The organism is Flagellimonas allohymeniacidonis (assembly GCF_004296335.1).
In the GTDB taxonomy this organism is placed as follows: domain Bacteria; phylum Bacteroidota; class Bacteroidia; order Flavobacteriales; family Flavobacteriaceae; genus Flagellimonas; species Flagellimonas allohymeniacidonis.
The window spans coordinates 1536643-1550181 of the sequence record NZ_SGIU01000001.1; the positions used below are offsets into that span (position 1 = coordinate 1536643).

Sequence of the window (13539 nt, forward strand, 5' to 3'; positions counted from 1 at the left end):
TTAAGGGCGCAAAGGTACTGCTTATTTTTGTCCCCTGTTTGAAAACCTCATTATTTTTAACTTTTTGTCTATAAGCAGATTAACGCCCAATTCGCTTGTTTTCATCTTCAAGTCCTGTTTTACGTTTTCGTGCTTTTTTGATTTCATTGCGACCAAAATCATAGGTAAGGCTGAAGGCTACCCTTCTAGAATCACTTCCCCCATCGCCGTTGATAAAGAGATCGCCAAACTGGGTAACTCCCCTCCATGGTACTGTGAAAAGAATGTCGTTAACGGCCAAGCGTGCCGTGAACTTGTCATCAAAGAACCTTTTTTGAACCGCGGCATTGAGCGATCCTTGGGAGCGTGTCTGGTAGGTGCCTCCCCAAATGGAAGGGGAACTATACCAGCCCGAAACCTCAAAGCGCCATTCGCTAGGCAGGGAAAATGTATTTTGGGCATAAAACCCAAGCGTTTCTTGCCGGACTGGTAAAAACTCTGGGCTGGTCGCCGAATAATCGCTGATGTATGCATTCAAACTAAAATATAAATCCCACCAGCTCAATAGTTTTTTAGGATAGGAAACCCCTAAATTGTAGACTTCTTGATTTGCCACATTCAAGGAGGTCAAAAAACTGGTAGATTCCCCTTCAGCCACCGTAACCTGAGCAAAAAAGTCGGAAATATAGGAATAGCTCAACGAGGTAGTCAATCTATAATTGAAGGTATGGGACAGCTTCAGGTTGTTGGTATATTGGGGTTGCAAAAAAGGATTTCCCTGACGAAATGAAAGTTCATCCAACTTATACTCAAAAGGATTCAAGGATTGATAGTTGGGCCTTTGAATTCTACGGCTATAAGTCAATGCAAACTGGTTTTTTTGATTCAATTGGTAGGTAATACCTCCCGAAGGGAAAAAATCGGTGTAATTGCGTTTTACCCGATCATCCTCATTTTCTTGAGCACTTTCCAAATTGCCATCAGATACTGTGTTTTCTACACGTAAGCCAAGTTGAAGGTTCCATTTTCCCCATTTTCGGTTGTAATTGAAATATCCCGCATTGATATTCTCATCATATTGAAACTGGTTGCTCTGGGTTAAATCCAAGACCGGTTGCCCATTAACTTCATTGAAGAAATCGAAGGTGTTATCCGTAGTGATAAAGGACAATTTAAAACCTAGACCCAACTTTCCCTTCAGAAAGTTCTGCTCATAGTCCGCTTTGATTGTTGCAATATTGATGTCTATGGGCGTCTCTTGAAGAGTTACCCTTTCGCTGATAACAAAAGACTCCGTTCCGTCAAAATAAGTATTGGGCTGAAAAGCGTTTCGGTCGCTATTGTATCTTCCATAATCCAGGTCGATATTAACGCTATACCCCAATGTGTCCGCATATCGGTAATTTACGTTGGCATTTACATTGTAAGAAGTGTTATCGGTTTGGTTCAAAGCAACAAGAACGCTGTCGTTCTGAATCGTATTGGCCGGACGGATAGGGGTTCGGGTGTTATTGGTGTTAAATCCATTGTTGAAATTGCCATTAAATATGGCTCCTAAAGTGTGCTTGGAATTTAAGTAATAGTCATAGCCCAATTTGATATTATTGCTGTTGCGATCATAAACGCTGTTAGTCCGTGCATCGAATTGCGTGCCCGACTGGGTCCTTAACAGATTGATGAAGCCTGTATTCTTTCCAAAACGATTGCTGTAAGTCCCATAAAAGTTTCCTTTCTTCCCTCGGGTATTAAAGTTGAGGCTGGAGTTATATCTAGCAAAGTCTCCCGTAGTTATTCCCGTAGTGTATGTTCCGTTTGTCCCCAAACTTTTGTCTTTCTTTAGCTTAATATTGATGATTCCCGCATTTCCAGCGGCATCGTACTTTGAAGAAGGTTGGGTAATTATTTCCACCGCTTCAATATCCGTTGCTTGTAGACTCTCCAAATAATTGATTAGATCTTCTCCTTGAAGGACAGAAAGCTTCCCGTCAATAAAAATTTGCACTCCGGTTTTTCCCTCTACAATTATGCCTCCATTGTTATCCACAATAACTCCAGGGGCTTTTCGAAGCAGTTCGAAGGCACTGGTACCCGTTGCATTGATCGTATTCTGAACATTGAACACGGTTTTGTCAGCCAAAACCTGAACCATGGGTTTATCGGCAACTACGGTAACTTCCTCCAAATTCTGAGCCGCTTCATTCAGGATAATGGTTCTAAGTGATAAAGTAGTTCCCTCAAAGTTTATTTGCTTTAAGTAATCTGCAAATCCTAAGGCATTGATTTTTAAAAGGTATTCGCTGGGTTGCATTCCCTTTAGCACAAAACTTCCATTTTCTGTGCTGACCGTAGCTTTGACCAAACTGGAATCCAAGGGTGAGTTTAGTGTAATGGCCGCATAGGGTACTGCTTCCCCAGTAGCGGTTTGAATTTTTCCTGTAATGTTTTGCCCATACACAAGAGTGGAAATGAGCATGCCCAAAACAATGGTCAAAGTTTTCATGATGGTTACCTTTTTAAAATTGAATACTCAAAATTTTGGATTTGGTTACAACCTTAAAAAGTGTTGCCCGAGAAGTTGACCTATTTACTGACCAATTGGCAAGGGTCATTTATCGACAAATAGTCAATTCGACTTTATGTGGTTTTATGCAAAAGGGCTTTTGAGTTCATTTCTCTAAGTCATGAACACAATGGACAACAAAAATCATGCTTATTGGGTTAACGCCCCACGCACCAACGTTTCTCGCTGATGATCCAACCCAAACTAATGTTGAACATCGGATAAATACCTCCTCGAAATGGGCCCACATAATACCCGGCGCCCACATCAATTGAAAAACTAAGTCCAGAATTATAACTGCGCTGTAATCCGGTCACAAGTCCTGCAGCCCCATAAACGCCTTCAGCAATCTCTCCTTCCACCAACCTGCTCCCGGGTTCAAAAATGGAAATGGTCGGAGCCACATAGTTGGCCGAATTTCCGTAAATCTGCCTTCCTCTTCGACCTCTAGACCCAAAATTATAGTAGTACCTATTCTGCACGGTTATCGCAGGGAAAAATTCATAGTTCTCAATTGGTTCCATCGCAAAAGGGTCTAAGGCCAACTGCCAGGCTATGCGGACATCCAAAGTGGAGTTCACTCCCAGTCCCATTTCATATTCGATTCCCGGATTAAAAATGTTGAGCTTAAATTGGCGTACCTCACAATTTTTTCCAAATTGTGCTAGGGCCAAATGGGTAGAAAAGAGCAACAAGATGAAGAGCCATCGATGCATGGTAGGTAATTTGGGTAAGGATATAACCCATACTTTTTCAAAATAGTATTTTTGTCTAAAACTAATTTTGATGCAATTGACGCAAATACCTCAATTAAAACACACAGACAGCAATAACTTTTTCCTACTTGCCGGACCCTGCGCCATTGAAGGGGAAGACATGGCCTTAAGAATCGCGGAAAAAGTTGTCGATATAACCGACAAATTGAAAATCCCCTATGTGTTTAAAGGTAGTTTTAAGAAAGCCAATCGCAGTCGCATTGACTCGTTTACCGGGATTGGGGATGAAAAAGCCCTAAAAATCCTTAGCAAGGTATCCAAGACGTTTGAGGTACCGACCGTGACCGATATCCATGAAATTTCTGATGCGGATAAGGCTGCTGAGTATGTGGATGTCCTTCAAATTCCTGCTTTTTTGGTCCGGCAAACCGATTTGGTTGTCGCAGCTGCAAGAACAGGTAAGGTGGTCAATTTGAAAAAAGGACAGTTTATGAGCCCTGAAAGCATGCAACATGCGGTAAAAAAGGTAACAGACTCAGGAAATGACAAAGCCTGGATCACGGATAGAGGTACCATGTTCGGGTATCAGGATATGATTGTGGATTTTAGGGGCATTCCCACCATGAAGCAATATGCCCCTGTTGTACTGGATGTTACACATTCCCTGCAACAACCGAATCAATCTTCTGGGGTGACCGGAGGTCGCCCGGCCCTTATTGGAACCATGGCACGTGCTGGTATAGCAGCGGGCGTGGATGGACTTTTTATGGAGACCCACTTCGACCCTGTCAATGCCAAAAGTGATGGGGCCAATATGCTCGATTTAAGTTTATTGGAAAAGCTCTTGACAAACTTAGTTGCCATTCGTAACGTAATCAATCAAATTTGATACAACCAATCCATTGTATATGAAGAACAAATACCTACTAGGGTTGCTGGTGATTCTTTTTGTATCATCGGTTAACGCACAAACCAAAGCCGAATTTGGAAAATTAACTACCAAGGAGAAAAACTTCACCTCATATCAGCAAGATTCAACCGTCAATGCCGTGGTTCTTTTTGAAAAAGGCGAAAATCACTTTAAGGTGGTTGATTCCCGCATTCAATTGGTGAAAAAGTATCATACCAAGATCAAGATCCTGAAAAGAGAAGGGTTTGATCAGGCAAATATCTCCATCCGTTTTTACCATAACGATGGCCTAAAGGAGAAAATAAGGAATATCCATGCCATTACGCATAATGGTGCCACCCAGAGTATTTTACCTCAAGATGAGATCTATACCACCGATTTGACCGAAAACTGGTCAGAAAAAAAATTCACCTTTCCCACTGTACAGGAAGGAAGTATTCTCGAATATGAGTACGAACTGGTATCTCCCTATTTTTTCAATCTTACGGGCTGGGTCTTTCAAAGTGATATTCCCAAAGTGTATAGCGAGTTTTATGCTGAGATTCCAAGCAACTACATCTATAACCGAACCATGATCGGTAGTTTGAAGTTGGATGTCAATGAAGCCTCCATCAAAAAGAACTGCTTTTATGTGGAAGGGTATTCCGAGCCGGCGGATTGTGAAAAAGTACTGTATGCCATGAAGGATATTCCAGCCTTTAAGGCCGAAGAAGAATATATGTTGGCCAGCTCCAACTACATTTCAAAAATAGAATTTGAACTGTCCCAATACTTACGTCTTAATGGCACTCGGGCCATGTATACCAAAACATGGGAAGATGTGGACAAGGAATTGAAGCGTGAGCGGGATATTGGTAAGCAATTGACAAAAAGTGCCTTTTTTGAAAAAAATGTGCCCAATGAGCTGTTTGAGATTGAAGACGATTTGGCCCGGGCCAAAAAAATCTATGATTATATCAAAAAACACTTCACCTGGAACAAAAGATATGGTATCTATCAAGACAGTCGGGTAAAAGCGGCTTTTGAAAGAAAATCGGGAAGTGTGGGGGAAATCAATCTTTCGTTGATCAATCTCCTCAATGCCTCCGATATCGAGGCAGAAATGCTACTGATGTCGACGCGACAAAATGGGCTGCTCAAAAAATCACACCCCGTGATGTCTGACTTTAACTATCTGGTGGCCAAGGTAAATATTGATGGTAAATCCTATCTGTTGGATGCCACCGACAAAGACCTTCCCTTCGGGGTGCTCCCCTATCGCTGCCTAAATTACTACGGCAGGGTGATGGATTTTAAAAAGGGTAGTTATTGGTACGATATAGTTCCTGATAAACAAAATCGTATGATCTTTAGGTCACAGGTTTCATTTGATCATGACGAAGATTTGGTGAAGGGAACTTTTGATTCCTTCCAAACCGGATATTTTGCGTTGAGCAAAAGAAAGGAAATGCGGGGCATGACCGAAGATGAGTATCTCTCCAAGATGGAAGAATCTTCGAATGATGATATAGAAATTTTGGAGTATACCCTAAAAGAAAAACAGAGCAATGCCAAAACCGTTGCCGAACGATTCCAATTTGAATGGGAGGGTTCTTTAAATAACGACCAAATTTATTTCAACCCATTTTTCATCAAGTTTTTTGGGAAAAACCCTTTGACATTAAATGAAAGAAACTATCCTGTTGATTTTGGACATCCGCGGACATATGAATTTATGATGAACCTAACTGTTCCCGAGGGTTATATTTTAAAAAGCCTACCGGATAAAAAAACCTTGGGCCTGGCCGATAAATCAGCGACCTTACGTTTCGAATGCTCCCAAATGAATCAGAATACCATCACTGTTTTAATGAGCTTCAACCTGAGAAAAAGTCAATATGATATTAGTTCGTATGAAGGGCTAAAGATGCTTTTTGGAAATGCTATGGATGTGCTCGACAACTCCCTAATTGTTTTTGAAAAGAGTTAAAGCGTTATTTATAAAATCCCTTTTCTTTATGTGCATTGACTTCTTCCAAAACCTCGGTTAAAATGGTATCGTCAATTTCCTCCAAGGTGGTATACCGAAGGGATTTGACCACCTTACGCTTTTCGGTGACCATGAGTTCGATGTATTTGGTGAGATGGGCTGATGTCCAGAAAGCGATGTCCACATAATCCTTTTTGGAAGGGGCATTGAAATAGCAAATCGGGTATTTTTCTACATAAAAGCAGGGTATGCCCCATTTGTACTTCATAGTTGCTTCAGGAATGACCGCTTCTACAACTGCCCTTAAGTGCAACAAAATGCTTCGTTTGGGTTCGGGTTGGGATAGGATATATTCTTCGGCTGGGTTCATAAATCAGAAAGATGCATTTCCATTATGCCACTGAAAAGAAAGACGATCCATTGATTTCCCTATCAAATTCCTCTTTTATGCTTTCGATATAGTCTTTTGGTGTTTTTTCAGATATCCAAACCCATTGGTTTTTGATATCCACATCGAAATAAAAACAGCTGAAGTTGCTAAAGTCATCCGTATCCAACCTATCCATCAAAAAACGGGTGATTTTTGGTCTAAGCCGGTACTCAAGGTCGATACAGGCTTTTTTGGTTTCGGCGTTATTTGCTCCGGATATTATCCAGTTGAATTTCACTACTTTAACTCTAAGGGAGAGGTAAGATAACAAAAAATAATGTATGCCTTCGGAAAAAGTACGAGCCCTCGGTCAACGGCCATTATTCTCTACCATCCACATAATCTTGAAGATACGCGAAGCGCTTGGTGAGCTTCCCGTTTTGGGTCATTCTAGCCCGTTCCAGTATGCCGTCGGAGTCCCCGTTAAAGAAAGCGGGAATCACATATTTGGAAAAGGCTTCGCCAAAACCGTTACTGGCATCGCGCGGTAACTCGGCAGGCAAATTGTCCACGGCCATCACGGCAATAGCATCAGGATTTAGAAAATCGGTTTCCACTTCTGCAAGGGGGTCATACCCATAAATAGGGTCTTCAATGGTCGATGGACGAATGGTGGAGGCCACAGGGCCATCGATATCGCAGCTGATGTCGGCCACCACTTTAATTTTGAAATCTTCCTTTTTGGCATCTTCACGGGTGTACAAGTAAGGCGCTCCGTCGCCATAAAAATGACCGGCGATATAGAAGTCGGTCACTTGGGCAAAGCGATAAAAATTGGATTTGTATTCCTCGGGATTGGCAAAGAAATCGGCTTTATTTCCGCGGACACCGTCTTTTCGTTTGTTGTATTCGGAAGCATCAATTTGGCAATATACAGGCTCATCGAAGTTGGAACTCAAATAATCGGCGACCGTAACTTTTTTGATGTCCATGGCATCCAACATTTCACGGGCTCCGTTGCCTACCCTGCCCCTACCGGTCAATAAGATTTTGATATTGGGTAATTGTACCTTGCGTAATTCGGCTATCAAAGCTTGTTGGTCGGTCAGCTCTTCGGCCTTAGGCAATTGGAAAAGACCCGATTTATGTCCGTAGGTGCGCATGCCATTGTACGCTCCTACAATGCCGGCATAACGGCCAAAAGCTACCAAACGAACGCCATTGCTGTTGGTAATGACCTCATGGTCATACAATTCTATGTTTTTCTCCAAAATCGCCCTTAGCAAATCACGATTATAGGGCTGTTTTTTAATGGTATGGGAAAAGAAAAAGTATTTTTTGTTGGGAATAAGGGCATCGATTGGGACTTCCTTCACCCCGAGTAGCACATTGCAGTCTTCCATAGATTCGGAAACGGGAATTCCGGTCTCTTCGTACTCGACATCGGTAAAAACCCGAATGGGCGAGGCTTCCACCGAAATTTCTGCTCCGCTGAAGCTTTTTAGGACATTTTGACATATGGCTGGGGAAAGAACGACCCTGCGATCAGGCGGGTTTTTGCGTTCACGAATAATTCCGAACTTCATTTGGGATTTGGTATAATTGTTGCCCGAAAATAAGGGGTTTGGGCAGGGTAAACAAACTTTTACATAACTTTGCCCTCCTTCGCCCGAAGGGCTTCTGAGGGCAAACCCTAAATTGGGAATTGAAATCCGGGCTTCGGAGGGCAAACCTAAATTCACCGTAGCCTTAGCGAAGGTGAACTTAATTCTTCGAAGCTGCTTAGCAGCGAAGAAGGAGCGTTAGGGATAGAGGCCAATACCACGTATAGCCGATAGCCCGACCCATTGAAGCTTTTCAGCCTACATTGCCATGCTATTTCGGCGAAGTTGGCTAGCGAAAATGGGGAACGCCCAGAAACTGTTCTTTGACAAAACAATGAGATGATTTAGGCCCTTCGACTACGCTCAGGGCATAATTCGTTTACGGTAAGTAAAGCTTACCTAACTCATTATGGGGCCGACTGGTTTTGACAGCAAGACCAATGGTGATGTAAGCATGTCGAGCGCTGGGTTACAGCTCGTAAATCTCATGATTCACACTTTTTAAATGGCGAATCTAATTACGCTCTTGCCGCTTAATCTGAATTATAGTAAGATTAGCCTCGTCGCTACTAGGTAGCGAAGCGAGATGTCCCTGAATAGCCCTTGTTGACGGCGATTCATTTAGGGGCACCATAAAAGTCAACACAGGATTGCCAGAGCTTCGATGGCGGTCTCAAACTAAAGAAGCTAAGCGTACGATAGGCGGTTTTGGGTCGGTCGTGCGTCGACAATTGAACCAAGACTAAGCATGTAGAAAGCGTTGCAATTGCTTGTTTGGACGGGAGTTCGATTCTCCCCGGCTCCACTGAAATGGCATCATTTCGAATCATTAAACCTGTAAATTACTGATTTACAGGTTTTTTTATTTTATTTGCCTTTATTTAATAGTAAAAAAAATAGCATGGAGTGAAGCTAAACAGATAACATGAAATCAATCAAATGGAAACAAAAACATGAAGGAAATTCGTTGGTAAACGGAAACAACAGCTAATACCATTCCTTGAAAGGCTGCCTTATGGGATATATTCCCACATCATGTCTTGGCACAAAAGGCCGTACACCATGTTGGGTCAATTTTAATGCTCAAAGTGTCCTTACCGTATATCGAATTTTCCACAAAATAGGCCTCCCCAATCAATTAAAGTAGTAATTTTCTGTCAGTTTGGGCTTAAGCCCAAACACAACAATGTGTTTTAAAAAGAAAGTTATGAGAAAAGAAACCTACACAATGGTCATTGTTGCAGTTCTATCCCTGAATTTGATGTCTTGCAGCAACGATAATGACGATGGCAATGTGGATGAAAAACTCAATGGGACCTATGCCGGCACCTTCACCGTGGCCTATGCAAATGGAGACACTTTCTCCAACCCCGTTACCGTAAACTTTAGCGGAGACAGCAACTATGAAAGTAGTGCCAACGGTGACCGTTTACCTGCGGGGGGAAGTGGAACCTATGAAATGGGGAGTTCAAAAATTGATTTCAGCGACACCAACATATGGACCGCAGATTTTGACTGGAACCTTATTTTAAACGGTGAATATGATCTTTTAGCAAACGGGAACGAACTTATCATTTCAGTTACCAAAAATAATGTCGGGTCGTACAGGTACGAACTGACAAAAGAGTGAATGCCATTGGCAATACAGGGATGGCACCAAGTAACCAAAACCTCATTTTAACCTAGCCAAACCTCTTCGATGTTATGGTCGCCATCCATTCAGGGGGTTCCGGAAGTAATGGGATTGAGCACCACGGTCAATGCGGTAAATGGCTTGTTTCCTTGAATGGTCAACACTAATAGACCCTCTTTTTTTCCTCTTCCGAGCCGGATTTGGGGATTGCATCTACCCGCTTTTTGGACCGGTTGAGCCTGTAATTCATGCTAAAGGACAACACCCTGCCCTCAAAAAAGTACTGCCAGTCCAATACGGCATTGTTTTCAGGAAAGACACTTCGTGTTGCAAAATAGGAGCGGTCGTTTGTATCAAAAATATCCCTAAATGCAAGGGCAATGCTGAACCGATCATTAAAAGAATACTTACCGCCAAGATTAAGGCTCCAGGTGGTCGGTATGGTGCCCAGCCCTGCATACCGCTCCGAATTCAGGGTAAAACTGGCATCCGCCTGAAACCTATCGTTCAATCGATATTGAACCGAACTGTTCAGGAGTGCGTACGTGCCCCTATTGACCAAAACCTGTCCCTTGTATTTTGGACGCTCTTCCTGCCAAATTCCGGTCAGCGAGGTCTGCCATCTCAGATTATTGGAGAAATCTATTGGAACAAAAAGGGTGAGGCCCATGTTTTTCCTTCCCTTCATTTGCTGTGGAATCAGGGTGGTAAACTCAAAATCTTCCGAAAATGAGGGTTGCCCCCATACGTAGGGGTTGGTTTCGCTGGAAAAATAGAGTGACGCACTGGCCTTTTTGTATTTATACTCCAGGGTCAACGTCTTGCTCAGCACAGGCTTTATCTCTGGATTTCCAATGAGTATGGTATTGGAATCAAAATAAAAGAAGGAGGGGAACAATGTAAAGAAGTTAGGGCGTTCAATACGTTCCCCATAGAGCAGACCAATTGAATTCTTTTCGTCGAGGGTATAGTTCAGGGTCACTGATGGAAAGAACACCCCTACTCCCAGAATTTTCTTTTTGACATTGCCGGGAAGGGTAAGCGATGAATTTCCATAGGCATAGCGCTCACCAAAATTAAGGTCAAATCCATCGGCAAATTTGAAGTTCAGGTTCACATAGGCCGAAAAAAAATGTTCATTCAATATACCAAAGTTGTTCGAATCAGGAACTATAGTAGTATTGCCTGTTACCTGGTTCACCACTTCCGAGGTATTGTCAAATCTTGACCAACTCGATTTTATCCCTGCTTCAAGTTTTGTGTCATTGAACAGTTTTCCATTGATATCCAACTTGGCCACATGGAAATCAACTTTGGTTTGGGCCGAGGACAAGAACTCGCTGAAGTCCAAATCTAGGCCCTGTCTTAGCTGTAAGTCATAAAAAGCATCATTATTGTTTTTGTAGTTCAGGAAGTCATAATCGACCCGAAGGGTCGTTTCTTCATTAAACTGATATTTAAAATTAGAGTACAACAAGAGATGCTTCCAATTATTTTTTTCCGAAGTGGCTATTTCCTCCGATCGGATCAAATCGTCATTGGAAAACCCAAAGCTTTCGGTTCTGGCATCCATAATCCAATCATTGGCCCCCAAATCCATTCGCAGGCCTAGGGACGCCTTTTCGGAGAGGCCAATATTGGCCCCCAAATCAATTTTGTGCAATCCGGTATAGACCTGGCGATCACTGTACTGTTGCGATGACCTATTGACATCGTTTATGTTATAGCTTTTAAAAATCCGGGAGGGTTCCTCCCTGTAATTGTTATTTGTGGTTATGGAGGCATAAAGGGTAAATCCATTTTTGGAGTAAGCGCCGTTGAATCCCCCTATATACTTGGTATTACTGCCATAACCCAGAGATGCTTCAACCGTCCCACGGTACCCTTCGTGCCCCCCCTTATCCTTGGAAACGATATTGATGACCCCACCGGAGCCTTCGGCGTCATAATGGGCCGGAGGATTGGTAATCAATTCAATGCTCTTCACTTCGGTGGTCGTCAATCCGTTGAGCAATTGGACAAGTGCCGCTCCATCCATAACGGACCTTTTTCCATCGATATAGACGGCAACACCCCCTCTACCGTTCATGGAGATTTTTCCGGATGCGCGATCCAATAATACCCCGGGTAGGGTTTCAATGACCCTGAGCATGGAAGATCCCGCATTCATCGAATTATTCCCTACATGGACCACGGTCCTGTCCGACAATTTTTCCATTGAGGTCTTCATGCCGGTAATTACGATTTCATCCAGCGCCATATTATCTGCTAACAGGGTAATCTTTTCCTGAAGTCGAACGTCCTTGTTCCGAACCTCGATCACAGGGCCAATATATTCCTGAAATCCCAAGTAACTGATCTTTAGCAAAAACTTACCGCTGTTGGGCACCCCTACCCGGAAAGCCCCAAATTCATCAGAAGTCGTACCCGACACCATGGCACTGTCCAACTCCTTCAAAAGAACAATATTGGCAAAGCTTATGGGAGTTGCACTTTCATCCTGCAACATTCCTGATATCTCGAATTGTGCATAGGTTTTACTTCCGATCACAAGTAGTACAATAATTATCAAATATTTCATATTGATTTGCACGATTTTATCTTAATACAGTCTAGAAATCTTATTTCAATGGGACAATCCAGGCATCGGAACTCCATGCACAGGCACTGTCAATTGTCAGATTTTGGTGGTGGAATGCGGCCGCGGCAGTCCTCTTTATCCTCATGTTCTTCAAGATGTTTGAACCCATTTTGTGGGGATGAACCCAAAAAGCTGTTTATCGTCTTCGCTCTTTGCGAAGACCGACCTCCTTGGATTGGTCACAACGGCCGTTCGCTGGCCATACCTTTTGGACACCCTGGTCCAAAACCATGTCCAAGTTGCGCCTGCAATTACATCGCTTTTCCATGATTGTTCCAACAATCCCTGAAAAGCGGCCAAAGCCACAATCATTCAGCGAGCTTGAACACAGTACATTGTTGGACTTTTGAGCAATTCCCATAACCATAACCCGATTCAAATTTATCTGTCCCAGATCTCATCCAAATCAGGGGTATCACCCATATTTAATGCCATGCCACCTATTTTGCACGGCAGTCATAGAATTTTGTCCAAAGGAGGATGGGATCAAAAATGGAGCATGGGGTCATAAGATAGTTTAGGCTATGTCCCTAGGTTTTTTGATTTTTATGCATAGGTCCTGGGCCAAAAGGCTTAAGAACGAACCATGAAATAGGGTGCCTGCATACCATTGTTTTTGCTTTGGGCATTGCACAGTTGAAAATTGGACCCAGCCAATCAGGAAAGTATTCTGATTAAATGCTAATTTCAACAACTCAAATCAAATGTTCAAAGTGAAATATGGAATTGGAATTGAATACGGTACAAAAGCCCGAAGTGGACGAATTATTGGTCATTTTCCTACAGACCGGTTGGGCGAAGAACAGAAATAGGTTGGACATACAGCGACTCATAGATCAAATGGAGCATTTTGTAACCGTTAGACATGGTAGTCAGCTTGTAGGCTTTGGAAGGGCAATTTCCGATGGGGTTTATCGAGCATTGATTGAAGATATAATTGTTCATGAGAAATTTAGGGGCAAAGGAATTGGAGGCAAACTGGTGTTGGCACTGCTTGCTCAAATACAGTCGGTAGAAGAAATAATCCTTCATACCGAAACCCATTTAATGGAGTTTTATCAAGATTTGGGCTTCCGTGCCAATGATTGTCTCACCATGAATATCCGAAACTGGGCTGAACAAAAGACCTGATTTGAGAAATTCCATCTTCATCGGCG

The 13539-nt window shown here is 42.7% G+C and carries 11 protein-coding genes and 1 other RNA gene; 5 read left to right on the top strand and 7 right to left on the bottom strand.

What is annotated here, in order from left to right:
- Nucleotides 1-79 precede the first annotated feature (79 nt).
- Together EW142_RS07060 and EW142_RS07065 are read right to left on the bottom strand one after the other, a co-directional pair.
- A complete protein-coding gene (locus EW142_RS07060; RefSeq protein ID WP_130611653.1) occupies nt 80-2479 on the bottom strand; it encodes a TonB-dependent receptor in 2400 nt (799 codons plus the stop codon).
- A gap of 218 nt (nt 2480-2697) precedes the next feature.
- Nucleotides 2698-3255, bottom strand: a complete 558-nt coding sequence (locus tag EW142_RS07065; RefSeq protein ID WP_130611656.1) for a hypothetical protein — start codon at nt 3253-3255, stop codon at nt 2698-2700.
- A 70-nt stretch (nt 3256-3325) separates the two neighbouring features.
- Here EW142_RS07065 and kdsA point away from each other — a divergent pair, with 70 nt between their 5' ends.
- Both kdsA and EW142_RS07075 read left to right on the top strand, forming a co-directional pair.
- Nucleotides 3326-4144 carry a 3-deoxy-8-phosphooctulonate synthase gene (kdsA, locus tag EW142_RS07070; protein ID WP_130611659.1) on the top strand — a complete coding sequence of 273 codons (819 nt, stop codon included), beginning with the start codon at nt 3326-3328 and terminating at the stop codon, nt 4142-4144.
- Nucleotides 4145-4163: 19 nt separating this feature from the next.
- The gene (locus EW142_RS07075; RefSeq protein ID WP_130611662.1) at nt 4164-6134 is read left to right on the top strand and encodes a transglutaminase family protein; all 1971 of its coding nucleotides are present in this window, start codon (nt 4164-4166) and stop codon (nt 6132-6134) included.
- Nucleotides 6135-6138: 4 nt separating this feature from the next.
- Here EW142_RS07075 and EW142_RS07080 read toward each other — a convergent pair whose 3' ends face one another.
- From EW142_RS07080 to EW142_RS07090, 3 genes are all read right to left on the bottom strand, one after another.
- Nucleotides 6139-6504 carry a DUF1801 domain-containing protein gene (locus EW142_RS07080; RefSeq protein WP_130611665.1) on the bottom strand — a complete coding sequence of 122 codons (366 nt, stop codon included), beginning with the start codon at nt 6502-6504 and terminating at the stop codon, nt 6139-6141.
- Between the two features lie 22 nt (nt 6505-6526).
- Nucleotides 6527-6802 (bottom strand): hypothetical protein, encoded by a 276-nt coding sequence (locus tag EW142_RS07085; RefSeq protein WP_130611668.1) that lies wholly within the window; start codon nt 6800-6802, stop codon nt 6527-6529.
- Nucleotides 6803-6884: 82 nt separating this feature from the next.
- Nucleotides 6885-8090, bottom strand: a complete 1206-nt coding sequence (locus tag EW142_RS07090; protein WP_130611671.1) for an NAD(P)-dependent oxidoreductase — start codon at nt 8088-8090, stop codon at nt 6885-6887.
- A 429-nt stretch (nt 8091-8519) separates the two neighbouring features.
- On the opposite strand from EW142_RS07090, the gene ssrA reads away from it, so the two are divergent.
- Nucleotides 8520-8916, top strand: a transfer-messenger RNA (tmRNA) gene (gene ssrA, locus EW142_RS07095).
- 399 nt (nt 8917-9315) lie between these two features.
- Nucleotides 9316-9738, top strand: a complete 423-nt coding sequence (locus tag EW142_RS07100; RefSeq protein ID WP_130611674.1) for a hypothetical protein — start codon at nt 9316-9318, stop codon at nt 9736-9738.
- 166 nt (nt 9739-9904) lie between these two features.
- Here EW142_RS07100 and EW142_RS07105 read toward each other — a convergent pair whose 3' ends face one another.
- Together EW142_RS07105 and EW142_RS07110 are read right to left on the bottom strand one after the other, a co-directional pair.
- Nucleotides 9905-12322, bottom strand: a complete 2418-nt coding sequence (locus EW142_RS07105; RefSeq protein WP_130611677.1) for an outer membrane beta-barrel family protein — start codon at nt 12320-12322, stop codon at nt 9905-9907.
- A gap of 150 nt (nt 12323-12472) precedes the next feature.
- Entirely contained in the window at nt 12473-12694 is a 222-nt protein-coding gene (locus EW142_RS07110) for a hypothetical protein (protein ID WP_130611680.1), read from the bottom strand.
- A gap of 408 nt (nt 12695-13102) precedes the next feature.
- On the opposite strand from EW142_RS07110, the gene EW142_RS07115 reads away from it, so the two are divergent.
- The gene (locus tag EW142_RS07115) at nt 13103-13513 is read left to right on the top strand and encodes a GNAT family N-acetyltransferase (protein ID WP_130611683.1); all 411 of its coding nucleotides are present in this window, start codon (nt 13103-13105) and stop codon (nt 13511-13513) included.
- The last annotated feature ends 26 nt before the right edge of the window (nt 13514-13539 follow it).

Bases quoted from the DNA above. Each gene is read 5' to 3' on its own strand.
- EW142_RS07100 (WP_130611674.1), top strand. From the start codon at position 9,316: ATGAGAAAAGAAACCTACACAATGGTCATTGTTGCAGTTCTATCCCTG.
- EW142_RS07075 (WP_130611662.1), top strand. From the start codon at position 4,164: ATGAAGAACAAATACCTACTAGGGTTGCTGGTGATTCTTTTTGTATCA.
- kdsA (WP_130611659.1), top strand. From the start codon at position 3,326: ATGCAATTGACGCAAATACCTCAATTAAAACACACAGACAGCAATAAC.
- EW142_RS07115 (WP_130611683.1), top strand. From the start codon at position 13,103: ATGGAATTGGAATTGAATACGGTACAAAAGCCCGAAGTGGACGAATTA.
- EW142_RS07110 (WP_130611680.1), bottom strand. From the start codon at position 12,694: ATGATTGTGGCTTTGGCCGCTTTTCAGGGATTGTTGGAACAATCATGG.
- EW142_RS07065 (WP_130611656.1), bottom strand. From the start codon at position 3,255: ATGCATCGATGGCTCTTCATCTTGTTGCTCTTTTCTACCCATTTGGCC.
- EW142_RS07060 (WP_130611653.1), bottom strand. From the start codon at position 2,479: ATGAAAACTTTGACCATTGTTTTGGGCATGCTCATTTCCACTCTTGTG.
- EW142_RS07105 (WP_130611677.1), bottom strand. From the start codon at position 12,322: ATGAAATATTTGATAATTATTGTACTACTTGTGATCGGAAGTAAAACC.
- EW142_RS07080 (WP_130611665.1), bottom strand. From the start codon at position 6,504: ATGAACCCAGCCGAAGAATATATCCTATCCCAACCCGAACCCAAACGA.
- EW142_RS07090 (WP_130611671.1), bottom strand. From the start codon at position 8,090: ATGAAGTTCGGAATTATTCGTGAACGCAAAAACCCGCCTGATCGCAGG.